This is a genomic window from Microcystis sp. 49638_E5 (assembly GCF_021300285.1).
Lineage (GTDB): Bacteria > Cyanobacteriota > Cyanobacteriia > Cyanobacteriales > Microcystaceae > Microcystis > Microcystis aeruginosa_C.
The window spans coordinates 49133-70156 of sequence record NZ_JAJTDH010000005.1; the positions used below are offsets into that span (position 1 = coordinate 49133).

Annotated in this window: 12 protein-coding genes and 2 tRNA genes; 4 read left to right on the forward strand and 10 right to left on the reverse strand. The window is 47.3% G+C overall.

The genetic code is table 11. The features are described 5' to 3' along the window. Positions 1 to 56: 56 nt before the first annotated feature. The 3 genes from LW728_RS02135 to pedR form a co-directional block, all read right to left on the reverse strand. Positions 57 to 1910 (reverse strand): hypothetical protein, encoded by a 1854-nt coding sequence (locus LW728_RS02135; protein ID WP_287764955.1) that lies wholly within the window; start codon positions 1908 to 1910, stop codon positions 57 to 59. 407 nt (positions 1911 to 2317) lie between these two features. Then, on the reverse strand, positions 2318 to 2869 hold the full coding sequence (locus LW728_RS02140; protein ID WP_287668480.1) for a TolB family protein: 552 nt from the start codon (positions 2867 to 2869) through the stop codon (positions 2318 to 2320). Then, complete coding sequence (pedR, locus tag LW728_RS02145) at positions 2853 to 3134, reverse strand: photosynthetic electron transport-dependent transcriptional regulator PedR (RefSeq protein ID WP_287668478.1); 282 nt, start codon at positions 3132 to 3134, stop codon at positions 2853 to 2855. The genes LW728_RS02140 and pedR overlap by 17 nt, the downstream gene beginning before the upstream one ends. 484 nt (positions 3135 to 3618) lie before the next feature. On the opposite strand from pedR, the gene hisA reads away from it, so the two are divergent. Then, positions 3619 to 4380, forward strand: a complete 762-nt coding sequence (gene hisA, locus LW728_RS02150; protein ID WP_004268779.1) for a 1-(5-phosphoribosyl)-5-[(5-phosphoribosylamino)methylideneamino]imidazole-4-carboxamide isomerase — start codon at positions 3619 to 3621, stop codon at positions 4378 to 4380. Here hisA and LW728_RS02155 read toward each other — a convergent pair. From LW728_RS02155 to LW728_RS02165, 3 genes are all read right to left on the reverse strand, one after another. Next, the gene (locus LW728_RS02155; RefSeq protein WP_287668475.1) at positions 4377 to 6152 is read right to left on the reverse strand and encodes a beta-barrel domain-containing protein; all 1776 of its coding nucleotides are present in this window, start codon (positions 6150 to 6152) and stop codon (positions 4377 to 4379) included. The genes hisA and LW728_RS02155 overlap by 4 nt on opposite strands. 194 nt (positions 6153 to 6346) lie before the next feature. Beyond that, entirely contained in the window at positions 6347 to 9316 is a 2970-nt protein-coding gene (locus LW728_RS02160; RefSeq protein WP_287668473.1) for a peptidase domain-containing ABC transporter, read from the reverse strand. A 76-nt stretch (positions 9317 to 9392) separates the two neighbouring features. Beyond that, complete coding sequence (locus LW728_RS02165) at positions 9393 to 10154, reverse strand: peptidylprolyl isomerase (protein ID WP_287668471.1); 762 nt, start codon at positions 10152 to 10154, stop codon at positions 9393 to 9395. A gap of 407 nt (positions 10155 to 10561) precedes the next feature. Between LW728_RS02165 and LW728_RS02170 the strand changes: the two genes are divergently transcribed. From LW728_RS02170 to LW728_RS02180, 3 genes are all read left to right on the forward strand, one after another. Beyond that, positions 10562 to 10646 (forward strand) — tRNA-Ser (locus LW728_RS02170). A 106-nt stretch (positions 10647 to 10752) separates the two neighbouring features. Then, on the forward strand, positions 10753 to 11268 hold the full coding sequence (locus LW728_RS02175) for a GNAT family N-acetyltransferase (RefSeq protein ID WP_002736326.1): 516 nt from the start codon (positions 10753 to 10755) through the stop codon (positions 11266 to 11268). Positions 11269 to 11308: 40 nt separating this feature from the next. Continuing rightward, positions 11309 to 11382 (forward strand) — tRNA-Pro (locus LW728_RS02180). 403 nt (positions 11383 to 11785) lie between these two features. Here LW728_RS02180 and LW728_RS02185 read toward each other — a convergent pair. The 4 genes from LW728_RS02185 to rpsT all read right to left on the reverse strand — a co-directional run bounded on the left by LW728_RS02185 (position 11786) and on the right by rpsT (position 20690). Next, positions 11786 to 15793, reverse strand: a complete 4008-nt coding sequence (locus tag LW728_RS02185) for a DNA-directed RNA polymerase subunit beta' (RefSeq protein WP_287764960.1) — start codon at positions 15791 to 15793, stop codon at positions 11786 to 11788. 307 nt (positions 15794 to 16100) lie between these two features. Then, positions 16101 to 19412: a DNA-directed RNA polymerase subunit beta gene (gene rpoB, locus LW728_RS02190; protein ID WP_004268764.1), complete on the reverse strand. Its 3312-nt coding sequence runs from the start codon at positions 19410 to 19412 to the stop codon at positions 16101 to 16103. A gap of 154 nt (positions 19413 to 19566) precedes the next feature. Further along, on the reverse strand, positions 19567 to 20346 hold the full coding sequence (locus LW728_RS02195) for a TatD family hydrolase (RefSeq protein WP_004268759.1): 780 nt from the start codon (positions 20344 to 20346) through the stop codon (positions 19567 to 19569). A 50-nt stretch (positions 20347 to 20396) separates the two neighbouring features. Further along, on the reverse strand, positions 20397 to 20690 hold the full coding sequence (gene rpsT / locus LW728_RS02200; protein ID WP_002737368.1) for a 30S ribosomal protein S20: 294 nt from the start codon (positions 20688 to 20690) through the stop codon (positions 20397 to 20399). Between the last annotated feature and the right edge of the window lie 334 nt (positions 20691 to 21024).

Below are 21024 nucleotides of genomic sequence, written 5' to 3' on the forward strand. Positions count from 1 at the left end.
TGCATTAGTTAGCCATATAACTTTTATCTGACTAATAACTGATAACTGATAACTGATTAAAGACAATTTTGCTGCCAGATTAGCTCTTTTTCGATTCCCTGTTTTTCTCCGGGGGGTACAGTTCTTTCCCGCATAATATAAAGTTGCAGGGATTTAATCTGTTGATCACTACTGTGCTGCTGATTCCAGTTTTGACAGAGATACTGACCAAACTCTCCATAAACTGACCGACCGATAGCTCGATTAAGATTAATAAAATATTGTCGCCACTGCATGGTTTTATACAAACGATTGCGATCGCTTTCCGTGGGTTTATCCCAAATTACCGGCTGTCCTTCTCTAAATATATCTACCGTGGAACCATCGGCTAATTGACTGACTGCCACAAACCAAGCATCATCCCGGGGCGGACCAGGAGCAAAAATAGTCCAATATTGGTCTAAACGGGTAACTCTTGCCAAAATATCAATTGTATTAAAAGTACGACGGGTGAGCAAGCGATCGAGGGATTGAACTAAAGGTGTATTTAAATCGCCCCTATCGACCGATTGCCGGACAAAACTGCGTAAATTCCAGATACTGGCCAAAAATAAGAAGAAAACTACCAAAACATTTAAAGGTAAAGAGGATTTAATCGTCAGGGGACGAAACTTGAGAGGTTTGGTGAAATTGCCCATAAAACGACGATGGGAGGCAATCCACTCATAAATTCTCGTTCCCAAGGCCATGAGGGGCGGTAAACGCAAAATTGGCGCTAAAAACCAGAAAATTGGCGAAAGACTGACAATATAAACCACTGCTGACCATTTAAACCGACGTTTTCCCTGCCAATCTTCCACCACCCAAGAATTTTGGGCTACCATATCCTCGTATATTGAGGGGTTATCCTGAGCGACTAACAGGGGAGTGCCTGGTAAAATAAGAAAAGTGCGGAGAAGATGAACAACTTTTTTGCAAAATCCACAATCTCGATCATAATTAATCCTTAAACCTTCTCTTTCTGGGTTTCTCATCCGTTTTTGTCCCCAATCCCAGACAAGACTAGGGATGATGGGCAACCAATGGGTAACACTCAAAAACGGGAAAATTCCCAGATGAAAACTGAGACCAAAACCGATATGTAAGAGAATAAACGAAAGAATAGCGACTATTTTAAAGAAACTATTGCGAAAGGGAATAAAAATTAGCAGTGGACCTACCCATTCAAAGATTAACGCTGAAAAGGTCAGGATTTTTAGTAATTCTGGCGGTAAAGATAGTAAGAAACCGGCAAAAGCAGTACCGTATTGATCGTAACTGAGAGAGTAATAAACAGCCGTACCATCGGGCCACCAAGTTTCACTTTTGGTTTTAAAGGCCGCTGACCACATATAGATGTAACACACCTGTATCATAAAAGCCACCGTGGCAGCCGAAACCACACGCTTGGGTAAGGGGTTGGGATTGGTGTTTAAGGCACTTTCCACGGAATAACAAGCACCGAGGGGTAAAAACATCGCCCAGAATAATACTGCCCGGATTACGTCATCGGCGGCAAATAGTAACAGGGGGTTGCGATGATGTAAAGAGACGATTAGCGCCCAAGTGGCGATCGTGGCTAAACGGGTATGATAGCCAATTAAAAGCAATAATGCGATCGCTATAGCGACAATAAACAGGATACTCTGCACCAGTACCGAGTCACTGAGAGCAAAAATCGACCAGTAAAAAGGACTAGCAGAGACTTTTGATAAGCTTTCTAGGGGTAAAACCCCTAATTCACTGTAATGGGCAGTTACTTGGCTAAAACGAACCGATAAATCGACTAAAACCACCAACGCCAAGGCAATGCGAAATAAAGCCAGCGATCGCAGGTCAAACCCGAAAATCTCTGCCAGTCTTTGTCTAAATGATTTTGTCATTATCGCCATAGGATGATGATTCCCTCCATTTCTTAAATAAACCTACTTTATAGCAAGTAAAAAGGCCAAAGGCAAAAGAAAGCTGTCGGCCTTATCAGTTATCAGTTATCAGTTATCAGTTATCAGTGAGTAGTATGTATTAAGTGAGCATCATTAGACATCTCCAAAAATTATAACCCAGTCACAGCTTGCTTTTGGTCTATGTACTAACTAAGCAGTTCAATGGCTGTAATGTATATCTATCGTTGCTAATTCAATTTTACTGAAAAAATATGAGGCAATTAAAATAATTTTTATTCAGGTAGATTCCTTAACTAGAAAGACTTTTGGTCTTGGGATAATATTAGGTCGAGGTCTATTGGCAGTAACAGTGCTGTTTTTTCACTGATCACTGATTACTGTTTAGTGATCACTGATTATCGGGACGGGGAAGAATTGATCGGGGGTAAAGAAGGAGAAATTTCGCCACCTCGATCGAATATTTCCAGATTCCATTGACCGAAACGATTACTTTCAAAAGCAATAAAACGACCGTTACCACTAATCGTCGGACGACGCACTTCTCCTAAAATATTGTCGGTGATATTTTTTGCTTGCAGAGTTTGTCGATCATAAATATATATATCGGGTTTACCGGACTGTTCCGACACATAAACAATATAGCGACCATCGGCACTAATATCCGGTTGATCTTGATAGGTTTTTGCTTGATTTAACCCGGGTAGGGGAACTAAACGATTAGCCACTCGATCGAATAAATAAATCGTTCGTTGACCCCTGCGATCGGAGGCAAAGACCAGATAACGACCATCGTAGTTAAAACGGGGATTATCTTCAGAGGAAGGAGTATTTAAAGTATTTCCTAAAAGCTGTTGGGGAGGGGTGACAAAACCCGCATCACTACATCCCCCCAGACTGATGATATTAACCGCAAGCAAAAGTCCCAGAAGTTTAGGAAACCTGCTCATCGGTCGGCACCGGGGAAGGAAGGATACAACAATTAATATCATCCAGACAAACTTTACCCCAATGCAATGCCCAACGCACCAATTCCACCCGATTATCGGTTTTTGTTTTTGTCAAGATATTACTAATATGATTATCGACGGTACGCTTACTAATCTCTAGCTTTTCCGAGATTTCTTGATTAGTTAAACCATTAGCCACCAAATCGAGTATTTCTAGCTCTCGATCGGATAATGAAGCGGCTGTTTGAAACTTCCCAGCAGACATGAGTATAATTCCTCTAGTATATCTACTTATCATTCTAGAAGAAATTTTTCTCCTAGGAATCGATAATCAGTAATCAGTGATCAGTAATCAGTGAAAATACAGCACTGTTACTGCCATTTGATGATGCACACTTAATACATACTGCTCACTGAATACTCAAAACCTGACAGGAGGACAAACTGGCTGAACTCCTTACAGCACAGGCTTTTTGGGGTGTTCGAGCAAAAAAGTTCGATGCAGCTGATCCCCCGTTGTTGATAAAGATTTCTAGTAAGTTCGCCCAAATCCCTGATTCTCTCCTTAGCTTTTTGGCTGAAAGCGATGTATCTGTTTGTAACTGAGGAGTCTCAAAACCTTTACGGACAATGCTTTGAGAGGGTTTGTTCCCCTGTCAGACTCAAAACTGATCACCGATCACTGATTCAAGGCTGACGGCTGGTACTATATAATAAAAAACGCTCCTTAGTTAGATATTGAGAAAAACATGGAAGTTATCCCCGCTATTGATATTCTCGATGGCAAATGTGTGCGACTTTATCAGGGAGATTACCAACAATCGCAGGTTTTTAACGATAATCCCGCAATAGTGGCGCGAGAATGGGTCAATCAGGGGGCAACCAGATTACATTTAGTCGATTTGGATGGAGCCAAAGAGGGTAAATCGGTTAATTTGTCAACTATTGAAACAATTCTTAATGATATTGCCATTCCCGTACAGGTGGGGGGTGGACTGCGGGATCTAGAAACGGTGAGTAATCTCCTAAAAATCGGGGTAGAAAAGGCGATTTTAGGGACAGTAGCCGTAGAAAAGCCAGAATTAGTCAGCGAACTTTGTCAAAGCTTTCCGGGGCAAATAATTGTCGGTATTGATGCTCGCGATGGCAAAGTAGCCACGCGGGGTTGGTTAGAAACTTCCGAGGTAGAGGCGATCGCTCTTGGGCAAGATATGGCAAAAAGAGGAGCCAGCACGATTATATACACTGATATTCATCGAGATGGCACGCTTTCTGGCCCTAATCTCGCCGCTTTGCGAGAATTAGCCGAATCTGTCGAAATTCCCGTAATCGCCTCCGGGGGTATTAGTTCCCTGACAGACTTACTGAGTTTATTGTCTTTGGAACCTTTAGGAGTAACGGGAGTAATCGTAGGCCGCGCTCTTTATACCGGTGCAGTTAACCTCTCGGAAGCGATTAACGCCATCGGTTCGGGCCGTTGGCAGGATGTACCCCCGAATTTTTTCGCTTAACGGACTTGTTTGAGAGTATCCACCTGTTTATTGAACATATCGGTAAATAGTCCCAAAACGGTGCGATTTTCATTGACTTTGATGTTAACGCTCACGGACATCCCCGATTGCAGGGGTAGAGTGGATTGATCTTTCAAAACTAAATCTTGACTGTTCAAGCGTACCCGGACAGGGAACCGATAAAAACGGTGATTTTCATCGGGAGGTAAAGCATCGGAACCGATCGAGATTACTTCTCCCTTAATATCGCCGTATTCACTATAAGAAAAGGAATCAATGCGAATATCAGCTTTTTGTCCCTCGCGCACAAAACCGATGTCTTGGTTAGTCACGTCCACCTCTGCCACTAAACAACCTTTAGCGGCATCTTTCACCTCAGTGGGACAGCCATCGGGAACAAGTTTTAATAATGCTTCCGCTTGACTTGGTTGGGGAACAAACCCGGGCCGGGCCTTGAGATCGAAGACCACACCATCAATCGGGGCGGTAATTTTTTGATATTTAATCGTCTGTTGTGCTTGACTAATTTCACTATCTAACTCAGCAATGCGCTTGTTATTATCAATGATAACGCGACTGATCTGACTATCGATTTCAGCGATCCGTTTGTAATTGTCCGCCATTTTATCGCGCACATCTTTTTCCGTGATTACCGTGGTATTAATCAGCTTTTCTCGCGCTTGGGAGATCAACAGGAAATAACGCTTTTCTTCCTGTTCCAGGCGGGAAATTTCGGCGATGCGGGTTTGTACTTCTTTCTCTTGTTTTTCTCGATCGATTTTGCCGTTAGCCTCTTGCTGCTGTAATTCATTCTGGCGATCAGTTACCGATTGTTTTTGCTTGTTGATCTGATAACGGGCGACCGCCCCTTCTTCTACCAAGGGTTCAATATCCTTAAGAATATTACGCTCGATATCCAAGCTTTCTTGGCCCTGCTTCATCGAATTGGCATTACGAGTCTTAATTTCTTCTAAGACGAAACGATCATTGATTAATTGCGAGCGGGCATCGGCCAACTGTACCGTGGTTTGGGCTAATTGTTTTTCTAATTGTTCCATTTCCAATCTAGCGGCCGCTTGTCGAGAATTGGACTCCCGTCGGGCAGCCGCTAGACGGGCTAACTCATCCCCTTGTAAAGCAGAGCTAGAAGCAGCTCCACTGACCTGTGCTTGATAAAGTTGATTTTCTGCCACTAAAACGGCACGATTACGGGCTAAATCGGCGATTTCACTCGGTAATTTTAATTGAGCGATCGAACTCTCCACTTGTGCCGGTGTCAAATCCTGCGCCATTAAGAGACGATAGAATTGATTTTCCTTCTCGGCAGTGGCGCGAATTTTTGCCAAGGATTCTAACTGCACTTTCGAGGCACTGGAATCCATTAAAACCAGTAAATCACCTTTGTTAACTCGATCGCCGTCTTTAACTTTAACTTCCTGTACTACCCCATTCACCGGTGCTTGTACTTCTTGCACTTTGCCCTGGGGTTTAAGTTGTCCTTGGGCACCCACCACCTGCTCGATTTTGGCGAATGCTGACCAAATTAAAGCGGCAGTGGTGACACTCATTAATGTCCAGATAATCGTCCGCGACCAAATGGGCGATTGTTTCAGGATCACCGATTGTTCCGGTGGGCTGAAAGTGGGTAAGGAAGGGGTAATACTTTTATTTTTCGTGGTAGTGGCCACGTTTTTGCCCGCTTGGGTCAGTTCATCGCTTTTACCGTTGCCGTTGCCGTTGCCGTTTTGACCGTTGTTAGAATTATCGTTCATGGGGATTCTCCTATATTTAGGGTTTGCTGAAAAAGTTTTTCGTGGGTGTAGGGTGTGGGGTGTAGGGTGTAGGGTGTGGGGTGGTCACTGCGTGCGCGTTGCGGGGGGTTTTGGGGTATTAGTTGAAACTTCCCCATTTCCCCATTTCCCCATTTCCCCATTTCCCTATCCCCTAATCCCTGTCTCCCGACTGACTAGATTTGCGAATCCTGTTGTTTATAGAGGGTATAGTAAAGGCCTTTTTTCGCCATTAATTCCTCGTGGGTGCCTTCCTCCGCTACTGTCCCTTTATCCATCATGACAATAATATCGGCGGATTTGATCGAAGCTAGACGATGGGTGATAAAAAAGACCGTATGATCCTTGAAAGCTTCTTTGAGATTCAGACACACTTGCCGTTCGGTATTATAGTCGAGGGCGCTGGTGGCCTCATCAAGAATGAGAATTTGCGGTCTTTGCAGGACGGAACGAGCGATCGCAACCCGTTGTCGTTGTCCCCCCGATAGGGATGCTCCCCGTTCACCGACACGGGTATTATAGCCATTGGGCAGGGTCATAATAAATTCGTGGGCCGCCGCTGTTTTCGCTGCCGAGACAATTTCCTCCACAGTAGCATCGGGGTTAGTCAGGGCGATATTTTCCTGTACCGTACCGTCAAATAATAGGGTTTCTTGGGGAACCATGCCGATTTGACGACGCAGGGAATAGAGTTCCACTTTGTTAATATCGTAGCCATCAATGAGAATCCGTCCCGATTCTGGTTCATAGAGACGGGCTAACAATTTAGTGACGGTACTTTTTCCGGCGCCACTTTCTCCCACCAAAGCGACAAAGGTGCCGGCGGGGAATTCTAAATTGACGTTGTATAGTTGCAGGGCGCCGTGGGGATTGAAGCGGAAAGCGAGGTTTTCGTAGGTGACATGGCCTTTAATTAAGGGCATGGGTATATTTTGGCGATCAAGTTCCGCTTCTTGGGGAGTATCGACGATATCGGCTAATCTTTCCAGGGATAAGCCGGTTTCTTGGAAGTTTTGCCAGAGTTGGGTCAAACGCAGAATCGGCGAGGTAACGTAGGAAGCGATAATCCGGAAGGCGATTAATTGACCAAGGGTGAGTTTTTGGTCCAAAACTAAGGCCGCTCCCACCCACAGCACTAATAAACCCGATAATTGGTTAAAGAAGTGACTAAAGGAACCAGCCAAAGTTGAGGTCATTACCGTTTGAAAACCTTCGGCCACATAGCGCGCATAACGTTCTTGCCACTGCCAACGGGAACGCAATTCGATATTCTGTGCTTTCACCGTTTGAATTCCCGTCATTACCTCCACTAGATAGGATTGGGTTTCGGCATTTCGTTCGGCTTTTGCTCGCAGTTGTCGCCGCACGATCGGTGCGAAAATAGCTGTGGAGAGAACTAAAATCGGCACGACTCCCAGGGCCCAAACGGTTAGAATCGGGCTATAGATCAACATAACCACGATGTAGATAACCGAGAAAATGGCATCTAATACCACCGTTAGGGCTGTACCTGTTAAAAATTGCCGAATATTCTCTAATTCGTTGATTCTTGTCGAAATTTCCCCCACCGGCCGCCGTTCAAAGTATTTCAGGGGTAAGCGCAGCAGGTGATCGATAATTTCTGAACCAAGGGTCATGTCGATGCGGTTAGTGGTATCGACAAACAGGGATGTTCTCAAAAAGGTTAAAATTCCCTCAAAAACGGCAATTACCAACAGGAAAACCCCGAGGGTATTCAGGGTTTCTGGGCTATTCTGCACGATCACTTTATCGATGATCACCTGAATCATCAAGGGATTGGCCAGGGCAAATAACTGCACGAAGAAAGAAGCGATAAAAACTTCTATTAAGACTCGTTTATGTTTCTTGACAGAAGGCCAAAACCATGATAGGCCAAAACGCTGTTGCTGGGTGTGTTTGGTGGGTTTGAGCAGAATTACTTCCCCTTTTTCGCCCCAAGATTCCAGAAATTCGCTGGTTTTGCGTTTAATTATCCCCCGTTCGGGAACGGCGATCGTGGTTTCCCGTTGATTAATTTCGTAGAGGATAACGATGCTGTCTTGCCAGCGAATTAGGGCAGGAGGATTGATATTGGGCAAGGAAGTAGCATTTAGGGGTACTAATTGGCTATGGAGTCCCACTACCTCAGCCACAGCCCCACACAGGGGCAGGGAAAGGCTGCCAGTTCTTTGCAGTTGATCCCCTAGTATGCGTTGGATCACGTCCTTGCGAAAGGGGATATTAAAATATTTGCAGATCATCTGAAAACAGGCACTCACCGCCTCTAGTTCCGTTTTTCCCCTGAAAAAGGGATAGGATTTCCGGTTTTTCTCGACAGTTTTTTCAAGGTCGATATCGCTGGTGATGTCGCTTATTTTTCCCTGGGGGATATCTAATACCTGGGTGGGTTTATTTCCTTTGATGACTTGGGTTTCTAGGATATCATCCGTTTCTGTTTCTGCGGCCGCTTCGGTGGCAACTGTCAGGAATTCGTCTAACTGATTGGAGGAAAGACCTAATAAACGGGTGTTAGTCGGATTATTCTGGGTGATAACTGTGCCGATAGGATAATTATCGGTATTTTCGCTGACTAACCAGAGATAATCATCGTTAATCTGGTTGTAGGACACACAAGCTTTGTTTACAAGAGCTTGAGCAATTTCTTTCAGGTCCCCCCCACCCCAGGCCTGTTGATTAAGATAGGAGCCTAGGAGAGCATAAACTTCAGCGATCGAGGTTTCTTTAAAGAAATGTTCCTTAAATTCGGGGTAATTATTGATTAAATACCAAAAATCCTCTTCTTTTAAGGTTAAACAGATCGTGACTTCCGAAGAAGCGATAACCGTTTCACAGGGGGTACCGCGCAGAAGACTCATCCACCCGAATAAATCCCCCGGCTGTAATTTAGCCAAAGTAACTGGTAGGGGATTGTTAACCCTAGCATCGTAACCCAAAAGTCTGGCCTCTCCCTCGTAGAGAAGGACGAGGTGAGAGGGTAAGCGGTCGCACTTGAGTATCGCATTGCCCATCTCATAGCGAAAGGGTTGTAATTTCTGGCCGAGGGAACGTCTAACCTCGACGGGCAGGCGATCAAAGGGCTGTACAGTCTCCAGAAAGGCGGTAAAATCTAAGGTGGTATAACTCATTAGCTAGGCGAAAATTAACTAAGTTGGCAAATAATTAGGCGAAAAGGCTAGGTTTACCCAGTGTTGCAAGGAAATGCTATATAATCGATACCTGCTCGCTATTGACTGGGTTTGACGCGGAGATAAATTTCACTGTTTGCATTTGAGCCGTTAACCATTGTTGGAATAAATCATTGCGTAAGCGTTGACGGGTGGGAGGATCCAGTTCACAGGATAAGTATTTTTCTAACCGGACAATTATGACCCATTCTCCCACTTGCGCCGGCGGCCACAGTTGCCCCGGTTTACTTGCTTTGAGAATTTGCCCGATCTGGGGATGGGGGGCGCTCAGTTCCACAGGTCCAATTAGTCCTCCGGTTTCTGCTTCTGCCCCTTGGGAGTATTTTTTTGCTAGTTCAGCGAAGCTATTCTCTCGATCCTGTATCCGGAAAAATAGTTCTTGGGCAATGCCGATATTTTTTGTCCGAATCAGCGAATAAACCACCTTATCCAACTGATTTTTGACTTGCAAGAAGTAGGATTCTACTTTGTTATCCCAAGTCTCCTGTTTAAATTTTTCCAATTTAATGTCCCGAAGAATTAGATATTCTAGTTGTTCGGAATCCATTCCGTTTTGTTGTAACCAAGATTTCATTTGTTCATCGTTGGCAATTTGATTATTTTGATAGAAACGGGAATAGGCGGCGTTTCTTTCTTCGGGATTGCATCTGATATTGGCGATCGCTTGCTCGATAATTACTTCCCGGAATAACTGGGGCAACATACCATATTTTGCCAAAAGAGGCAATACCTCTGACTCGCTAACTTTTTGGTCGCCGATTTCAATAATTGAACTCATAATAAATACATTTTCCTCACAGAAAGGCTTAAAACTATAAACTCTAGAAGCTTCTAAATTTTATTGAGGTGATTATACGTCAAAAGAGCGATTTCAAGGTATTCCCCCCCATTCTAATTTGAGTTTTCCCCCGTGAAAGCCGAAAATTACAGAAATTAAAGGAATAAGTCGGTCATCCCGGCGGGGGTGGTGAGGGGAATTGGCCCGGCCGATAGGCCTCCCCAAAATCTGGCTCGGAAACCCCTAATCACGCCTCTAATTGACTAGAATAGACTTCTTGCAGAAGTCGGGTAAAGGGGAAATTTTAACCTTTAACCTTATAATATGCACCCCTTTTCCCTACATTTGCGGAAAATTTTTTTATTTATGCAAGAGATCTAATGATAGGATATAGGTCTGACTGCCTTGGAGAGGTGGCAGAGTGGTCGATCGCGCTCGACTTGAAATCGAGTAACCAGCAATGGTTCGTGGGTTCAAATCCCACCCTCTCCGTACTCAACCAATCAAATTTGGACTCAGGTTGCCCGATTGTTCGTAGAGAGGAGAAAATAAAATATACTAGGCTAAAAGGACAATATTGAGGCAGTAGCCCCCCGGCATGGTTTTTTGGAAAAGATTGTTTAATAGCTCGGAAGTCACTGCATCTCCTGACTATTCCGGAGACTTGGTAGAGGTTGCCCAGAATGACCTCGGACAGACGCGAGTGTTTTTTAGTACCGATCGAGAGCTAGATCTCTATGAGTTAGAAGAACTTTGTGACTCGGTGGGTTGGGCCCGTCGTCCTTTACGCAAAGTTAAAAAGGCGATCGAATGTAGTTTTTTAGTGGTGTCGATGTGGGAAGTGCGAGGTAATCGCCGTCGTTTAGTGGGTTTTGCTCGTGCCACTTCCGATCACGCTTTTAATGCTACAGTCTGGGATGTGGTTGTTCATCCTCACTATCAAAGTAAAGGCTTTGGTAAAGCATTAATGAAATTTATGATCAGGAAGTTGCGGGGTGAGGATATCAGTAATATAACTCTTTTCGCCGATCCGCAGGTGGTGGATTTCTATCGTCGTCTCGGTTTTGTTCTCGATCCCGAAGGTATCAAAGGGATGTTTTGGTATCCCGATTAAGAATGCCGCCCTTAGGCTATACTAAAAAAGGAGTTTATTTCGGGATGTAGCGCAGCTTGGTAGCGCGCCTGCTTTGGGAGCAGGATGCCGCAGGTTCAAATCCTGTCATCCCGACTTGAGAGAAAATTCTTAAAATCTTAACTTTGTCTCCTTTCCGGTTGACAAAAAAGGCTTCCTTCTTTTATTCCCAAACTCAGGTGATACTAAATCCGTTGAGTATAGGCTACTTAGGGTTTGCGGCAAAAAGTTTTTCGTGGGGGTAGGGTGTGGGGTGTGGGGTGTGGGGTGTAGGGTTTTACCGATTTTCAGGGGGTCAATTATCTAATTTTCAGGGAAAAAGTGCCTAAATTTCCCCCCCGATCACCCCAAGGTCTGGCACTTTTTGATGGGAAAAAAGTCTAAAATTCTTATCCAACAAGGTTTTTAGATTTATTCGGATAACAAGGGTTTTTCTCTAGAAAAATTGCCCTTGCTTCCCCATATCTCCCACTCCTCCTTGTAATATCTCGACAGAGGATTATTCTTCTTCTTCGTAATCCTCCTCGAAATCGTCCTCCTCCCCTTCCTCATCAGCTGCTGACCAGCGATCGCTGATTGGTTGGCGACTAAAGCGACTGCTGCCGCGGGAGGAGAGGAAAGCCATTTCATCATCCTCTAAATCGACCACATCACCCTCAGCGTAGGCGCGAGCGGTTTGATCGTCAAGAATCATATCGCTATCGTCACTACTATCGCCGAAACCGGGACGGGGGGGGAAGCCGATACCGCCGGGGGCAGCGTAATAGCTACGATTGTTGTAGTTATATTCCTCTTCCGGGGGGGTGTAATCGCTGATCCCCGCCGTGTTTTCGTGGGAATTGAAGCCAGTACCCGCCGGAATCAGACGACCGATAATCACGTTTTCCTTGAGACCGCGTAACCAGTCGGACTTGCCTTCGATCGCCGCTTCGGTGAGGACGCGGGTGGTTTCTTGGAAAGAGGCAGCACTGATAAAGCTATCGGTATTCAAGGAGGCTTTGGTGATTCCCAGTAGTACAGGCGTATATTTAGCCGCCGCCCCACCAGTGATTGACATGGCTTCGTTTACCGTCTCCACCTGTCGCAGTTCCAACAATTCCCCGGGTAACATACTGGTATCGCCGCCGTCATCGATTCGCACCTTAGAGGTCATCTGACGCACGATCACTTCAATATGTTTATCGGCAATATCGATCCCCTGGGACTGATAGACCGACTGTACCTGATCGACGAGGAACATCTGGGTTTTTTCCAAGGCTTTCAGGGCTGCTTCGTAACTGCCCAAGCTATCCACATAATAATTAAAGAACACCTCTAAAATCTCGTGCGGATTAGCCTGACCATCGGTTAACGCCTGACCCACATCGATGCGCTGATTATCGCTCACCAGAGGGTTTTGACTGCCTAAAAGCGGATATTCACTGATTGTGCCGTCATCCTCGACCACCTTAATATCGACGATCTCAGAATCTTGGTACTCCACTTGGCAAAATCCCGGTTTGCGTGCCAGGACACAAGCCTCTTTCGGCTTACGCGCTTCGAGCAGTTCTTCGATTCTGGGTAAACCTTGAATGATATCCCCAGTTTTCGAGCGCTCAAACACCAACAGCACCAAATTATCGCCCCGTTGGACTAGATCTCCCTCATCGATGTGCAGAATTGCCCCAGCCGATACTCGGTAGGGTCGGGCGCTACGCAGACGTATCTCGTAGCCGGTGGCGGTTTTGTCAACGGCCAGCACTTGACCGGAATTGGGGGCTAAAACTCCGGCACCGATATCGGTTTCGGCGATCACCAGATCCCCAGCTTTGACGGTGGGAGCAACGGCGAACGGGAGAGTAAACTCGTCACGGTCACTCACAATTAAAAGACGGCGCACCGCTTCGCTACCCTTGCGAATCCCGCGAATTTCTCCAACTTCCTTACACTGGATCTCGGTTCTGGCCACCACTGCTCCTGGTGGAATTTCATCGCCATCTTGGACGAGAACGCGAGTCTGAATATTACCCCCTAAAGGATCACCATCACTATCCCGACGCATCACCAGAGATTCCAGAATAACTAACTGTAAACGCTGACAATCGCTGTCCTCAATCGGTTCTAACTCGATATCGGCCGTCAGATGGGAGACCGATTCTGGTTCTTCGCTAGAAATTTCTAGGACTAATTGAGTGCTGATCAGTTGACAACCCTCGACGGATTTAACTCTTTCCCCGTCTTTAAAGAAGATGCGCTGCACCGATCGCAGTTCGATATGTCGTCCTCCTTCTTGGTTAGCGGAACCTTGGGTGGGAGAAGTGGATTGGTCTTGCACGGTGAACTCCTGTACCGGTCGCAGTAGTAACCCCAAACCCTCGTTAGTTTCCACCCATTCCGCTTGCCGTAACTCCTCGATCGTGACTTCAGGGGTTAACTGTGTCCCGGGGTAAATTAACTGTTCTTGGGCAATTCCGGAGGATTCCGGTTCGAGATCCATAAATAACAGCCCCGGTTTGACAATGATCTCCCGGAGGATGTCATTTTTCTGGATGACTTCCACCACACCGCTAGAGTTACAGAAGATGTCTTTAACCACTTCTTCCCCTGCTTCCACATACTGCCCATCTTCCACCTGTAAGAGGGAGATATCTTTATTAACTTCGTGGGTTTCTTCGGGGATCCAGAGGATCGTGCCGCCTTTGGTGATTTCATAACCCTGTTTGCGGCTGCCTTTGGCGACTTCGATATCGACGTATTTAATCATCCCGCCGGTGTGGGTTTGATAGCGATCATCGATTAACTCGGCGACAATGGCATGATTCTGTACTTTTGTCCCCGGAGTGGTTTTCAGCAGGAAGCGTTGACCATCGACCGTATGAATAATAAATTGTTCCCGACCGGCACTACTTTCCACTTTTACTTCGGCCTGATCCAAGGACACGGAAGCGGTGACGATATCGATTTCCCGGCTATTGGGGGCTAAACGCACCAAACCGCCGTTAGTGGATACCAACTTAGTTTCCGCCAGAACATCCCCCACTTGTACTTTATCGCCGTTACTGACCACGGGTTCAGCCCCGGTTGGCAAGTTATACACTTCTCCGGAGAGAATCCATAGTAATCCCCCCCGTTGGGCGATGCGGGTGGTGTTGCCTTGGCGATCGGTTTTTTCCTCTGGGACTAATTGGGAGAATAGCACCTCGCCGGCTAAGTCACTGGTTACGTCTTTTGTGGCTTTTTCCGTGGATTTTTGGACTTTATCGGAGGTAATTTCCGCTAGTAACTGTTCCTCGCTTACTGTTGCCCCATCGGTGACGAATAGCAGTGAACCAGGAGTCAAAGAGTAGGTGACAGTTTCTTTAGTTTTATCCTTGGGTGTTAATTTAATTTCCCCCGGTGCCTCCACCTGATCCCGTTCATCTCCGTGGCGAGTTCGCACGTTACGGATACTTAACCCCGGCAGAAAACGCACGGTTCCCTCGAAGGGACTTCGCACTTGCCGGGCTACTTCTCCGGTAAATACGCCCCCGGTGTGGAAGGTACGCATGGTTAACTGAGTCCCCGGTTCCCCGATCGATTGGGCGGCAATAATTCCCACTGCTTCCCCCATATCTACCGGATGACCGTGGGCCAGACTCCAACCGTAACAGGTTTGGCAAACCGAGCGGGCTGCTTCACAGGTTAAGGGGCTGCGGACTTTGATTTTATCCACCAGTTTGCCCAGTTTTTCCGCCGTTTCATCATCGATAATCTGGTTGCGGGTGGCGATCACTTCTCCATTGACCACCACATCTTCAGCCAGGGAACGACCTAATAGGCGATCGCTTAAGGGAATTAACACGCGATCGCCATCGGTCATGGCGGTTAATTCGATGTAACGATTGGTGCCACAATCGGCCTCGCGGACGATGACATCTTGGGACACATCGACGAGACGACGGGTCAGATAACCGGAATCTGCCGTCCGTAGGGCTGTATCAACTAAACCTTTGCGGGCCCCGTAGGAGGAAATAACGTATTCGGTAACGGTCAATCCTTCCCGGAAGTTAGTCTTAATCGGGAGGTCGATAATTTCCCCCTGGGGATTAGCCATTAATCCCCGCATTCCCACTAACTGACGCACTTGGCTCATATTACCCCGCGCTCCAGAGAAAGCCATCATATAGACGGAGTTGAGGGGATCGGTAACTTGGAAGTTGCGAATTACTTCATCCTTAAGTGATTCAGATGTACTATTCCAAGTGTCAATTACTTTTTGGAAGCGTTCCACTTCGGTGATTTCCCCGCGCACATAACGCTGTTCGGTTTGCCGGATTTCCTGTTCGGCACTTTCGATCATTTGTCGTTTAGCCGGCGGTACGGTTAAATCATCCACACTAATGGAAACCCCTGCTTTGGTAGCGAAACGAAAACCGAGGTTTTTCAATTCATCGGCCATTTGTGAACAGCGCGCCGAACCGTAGTTTTGATAGGCCCAAGCGATCAGTTTTTTTAGTTTTCCTTTGTCAACAGTTTGGTTATAAAACATCTCGATCCGGGTAACAAGTAAACAGCTATTAGCTATCAGCATTCAGCATTCAGCTATCAGTTAGAAAAGGGAACAGGAAACAGGGAATAGGGAACGGGGAATAGGCAAATTTTTACTTTACTGTCCTTTTTTTTGGCTTTTTCCTTGAAAATTCTCTCCTGTCTCCTGACTGGAAAGAGGGTGTAGGGTGTGGGGTGTGGGGTGTGGGGAAAGAAACCTCTTTCATCTGTGGGGGTGAAAATTTTTTCATCGGGACTGACTCCTGACTCCTGACTTCTCACTGATAACTGATAACTGATAACTGAAATTACACTTCCGATTCTTCTTCTTCAAGGTCTTCCGTGGTTAAGGATTCGTAGGTGGGGCGAGAGGGGGCGCGACGGCCGACATCGACCATCAGATCCACCTCCACATCGCGGGAAGTACCATCGGGGGCATTTTCCACCTTGTGAACGGCGATATCGAGGCCGAGGGATTGCAATTCTCGCATCAAAACCTTAAAGGATTCTGGCGTACCCGGGCGGGGGATCGGCTTGCCTTTTACGATCGCATTTAAAGCCTCATTCCGTCCTTGCATATCGTCGGATTTCACCGTTAGCAATTCCTGCAAGGTATAGGCCGCCCCGTAGGCCTCCAGGGCCCAGACTTCCATTTCTCCGAAACGCTGCCCCCCCTGTTGAGCTTTACCGCCCAAGGGTTGCTGAGTAACCAAGGAGTAGGGACCGGTAGAACGGGCGTGAATCTTATCATCAACTAGGTGAACCAGTTTTAACATATAGGCCATACCGACGGTAACGGGACGGTCAAAGGGTTCGCCGGTGCGACCATCGTAGACGGTGACTTTACCCGCGTGTTCTTCTTTGAACACCCAATCGCGATTAGGTTTTTTCGAGGCATTTTCGAGCAATCCGTGGACGGTTAAACGGCTGGCTTCTTCCCCATACATTTCGTCAAAGGGAGTAATCTTAAAGCGCACGCCCAGATTTTCGCCGGCCCAACCCAGTAAACATTCAAACACCTGACCGACGTTCATGCGACTGGGAACCCCTAGGGGATTGAGAACGATATCGACGGGGCGACCATCGGGTAGGTAGGGCATATCTTCTAGGGGCAGAATCCGAGAAATAATCCCTTTATTGCCGTGACGACCCGCCATTTTATCGCCCACTTGGATTTTGCGTTTTTGGGCAACGTAGACCCGCACCACCATATTAGCCCCGGGGGGTAATTCATCCCCCTGTTCGCGGGTAAATACCCGCACATCTACTACCCGACCTTTTTCGCCGTTGGGGACGCGTAGGGAGTTATCGCGTACATCCCGTGCCTTTTCGCCGAAAATTGCCCGCAGTAGTTTTTCTTCAGGAGGTTGGTCTGATTCGCCTTTCGGGGTGACTTTCCCGACGAGGATATCGCTGGCTTCTACCCAGGCACCGACGCGAATAATGCCGCGTTCATCGAGGTTTCGCAGGGCATCTTCACCGACGTTGGGAATTTCCCTGGTGATTTCCTCCGGTCCAAGTTTAGTTTGACGGGCTTCGATTTCGTATTTTTCGATGTGGATACTGGTATAGACATCTTGTGCCACCAGTCTTTCACTGATTAAAATTGCGTCTTCGTAGTTATAGCCTTCCCAGGGCATATAGGCGACGAGGATATTCTGTCCGAGGGCGATTTCTCCTCCTTCGGTGGCGGAACCATCGGCGAGGATCTGCCCGGGGACAACCTGTTCCCCTTGATAGACTAAAGGACGCTGATTTAGGCAGGTATCTTGGTTAGAGCGTTGATATTTCTGAATTTCGTACTCGATCTCGCTCTTACCAAAAATCTCTTTGTCTTCATCCGCCACTTTGATGCGAATCCGGTTAGCATCGACGTAGGAAACGACCCCATTGGTACGCGAAACGATGACCATGCCGGAGTCGCGAGCGGCCTGTGCTTCCAATCCGGTCCCCACAAGGGGACGTTCGGGACGCAGCAGGGGAACCGCTTGTCGTTGCATATTAGAACCCATGAGGGCGCGGTTAGCGTCGTCGTGTTCAAGGAAGGGAATCAGGGAAGTGGCCACCGAGACAATTTGGACGGGGGAAACGCAAACGTAGTCCACTTGTTCGGGGGAAGTGGTGGAGAATTCCTGCCGATAGCGCACTGGGATAGTTTCGCCGAGGATATAACCATTTTCATCGGTGGCCACATCTCCCGGCGCTACCCGCAGATCGTCTTCTTCGTCGGCGGTTAGGTATTTAACGGGGAGATCATAGCGTACTCGGCCATTTTCCACCACATAACAGGGGGTTTCAATAAAACCGTAGTCGTTGACGCGAGCGTAGGTGGCCAGGGAACCGATTAAACCGGCGTTGGGGCCTTCTGGGGTTTCCACGGGACAGATGCGACCGTGGTGGGAGGGGTGAATGTCGCGCACGGCAAAACCGGCCCGTTCCCTGGTGAGACCGCCGGGTCCAAGGGCGGAAATGCGGCGTTTATGGGTCAATTCCGCTAGGGGGTTGGTTTGATCCATGAACTGGGAGAGTTGCGAGGAACCAAAGAATTCTTTAATCGCGGCTACTAGGGGTTTCGGGTTGACTAGGGAAGCGGGGGTGAGGTTTTGGGATTCGCTGACGGTCATCCGTTCCCGAATGATTCTTTCTAAGCGGTTTAAACCTACTCGCACTTGGTTTTGTAGCAGTTCACCCACGGAACGGACGCGACGGTTGCCGAGGTGGTCGATATCGTCGGTGTTGCCGATGTCAAATTCTAGGTTAATTAGGTAGTCGATCGCCGCTAAGATGTCGGTGGTGGTGAGAACGCGCTGGTTATCGGGGACGTTGAGGCGTAGTTTTTTGTTGAGTTTATAACGACCAACGCGCCCGAGATCGTAGCGTTTATTGTCAAAAAAGCGCGATTCGAGCAGTTGTTGCCCGCCGGTGACGGTGGGAGGTTCCCCGGGGCGTAGTTTGCGGTACAGGTCGAGGAGTGCCTCTTCTTCGCTGGGATTGCCTTCTTTGTCGAGGGTTTTTTGGTAAAATTCGGGATGGCGTAGGGAGTCAAAGATTTCGTTATCGCTCAATCCGATCGCTTTCAGAAGAACTTGGGCGGATAATTTGCGGGTTTTGTCGATTCTGACCCAGACTAAGCCGTTTTTGTCGGTTTCAAATTTTAACCAAGCTCCTCGGTTGGGAATCAGGGAAGCGGAGTAGGTGCGGCGACCGTTTTTGTCGATTTCGGCTTTGTAGTAAACACCGGGAGAACGGACGATCTGATTGACGATGACTCGTTCGGCACCGTTAATGATAAAGGTTCCCCGTTCGGTCATCAGGGGTAAATCGCCGATAAAGACTTCCTGTTCGATGTTTTCTCCCGTTTCTTTGTTGATTAAACGGGTGGGAACGTACATCTGAACGGAATAGGTGCTATCGCGTCGTTTGGCTTCATCGACGTTGTATTTCGGTTCTTTGAGTCTGTAGTCCTGGCCGAGGAAATGTAGTTCTAATTTACCTGTATAGTCGCTGATGGGGGAAAAGCTATTCAGTTCCTCGATTAGTCCTTCTTCCAAAAACCACCGAAAACTGGAGTGTTGGATTTCGATGAGGTCGGGTAAGAGATTAAAGGTAAGATTGTTCATAGGGTTACAAGGGCTGATGACACGATAGCGACGGTCGGATATCAGTGAGCGGTGAGGGGATGGGTGATGGGGTTTTGGGGTGTTGGGATTTTAGGGTTTTAGTTGAATTCCCCCATTTCCCCATTCCCTGCTCTGTGCTAATAAACTATGTTTTTTAACTGGGGAGTTGAAATAAGTTGCGGGCGTTGTGGGTGGTTTGTTCGGCTAGGGTTTCGACCGGATAGCCGCGCAGACGGGCGACGGTTTCGGCCACATGGAAGACGAAAGAGGGTTCACAGGGTTTACCGCGGTGGGGATTGGGGGAGAGAAAGGGGCAATCGGTTTCGATCAGTAGGCGATCGCTGGGGACAATTTGGGCGGCAGCTTGCACGGTTTTACTGTTTTTGAAGGTGACAATGCCGCTAAAGCTGATGTAAAAACCCAAGTCTAAAAACCATTGAGTTTCTTCGGGGTTGCCCGTCCAGCAGTGCATCACGCCGCGAATTTTGCCCACTTGTTGCCGAAAGGCGATGATTTCCTCCCGCATGACCGGGGCCGCATCTCGACAATGGATAATCACGGGTTTATCGAGACGATGGGCGATTTCTAATTGCGTCCAAAAGACCTGTTTTTGCTGCTCTTGATTATCCGCTTTATAGAAGTCTAAACCCATTTCCCCGATCGCCACGACGCGCCGATCAGATCGGGCTAGGGATTCGATCTGATCGGCACTATTATCTCGCCATTTTTGGGCATCTAGGGGATGTAAACCGACGGCGAAGGAAATTTCCTCAAATTGATCGGCAATGGCTTTAATCGCCGCAAACTCTTCTGGTTCGACACAGGAATGAACCAGATGAACGACTCCCACACTTCGCCAACGTTCGGAGATAGCGGGCAAGTCGGCTTGCAAAACGTCAAAGTTCAGATGAACGTGCGTATCTATTAATTGCATCGACCCCCGATCGCTTGTTGCGTCTGTCCTGATTACAGCTTACTTGTTTCTTAGGAAGCTTGGCTAACTTTTTGCAAGGCTTTGGCTAAACCAGCTTTTTTTCTAGCGCCGTTGTTCCGGTGCAAGACGTTGCGCTTGACGGCTTTATCGATTTTACTGTAAGCTTCCGATAGAGCTTGTTGGGCGCTTTCTAGCCCTTCTGGGCTGGGGTTGGCTCCGTAGGCCGAGACAGCGACAAGACATTTTTTGATCAGGGTTCTTACGGCTGACTTGTACGCTTTGTTGCGTAGACGATTTCTTTCGGAGATTTGGACTCGTTTGAGTGCAGACTTTGTATTAGCCACAGTCGTTTCTTGTTCTCAATACTGGTATGGTTAATCGGGACACAGACAAACCATCATAACAGATTTGTGCTATTTGTTGCAAGAGTTTTCCGGACAAGAGTGGGGCAACCCCAGAGACGGGGAAGGATTGAGGTTTAAGGGGACTGCCAAACCTCAATTCAGGTTTAGGGGATTTTGCCGTGACTGTGCCGATAACTATCGCCAAACTTGTCCCCAGTGACTAAAGTGTGCTATAAGCAGTCAGACCGTGCCATGGTCTTTATTCTTTCCGATTAGGTAAATTACTGATGACTGAAGCTAAACGCGCCCTCATTACCGGCATCACCGGTCAAGA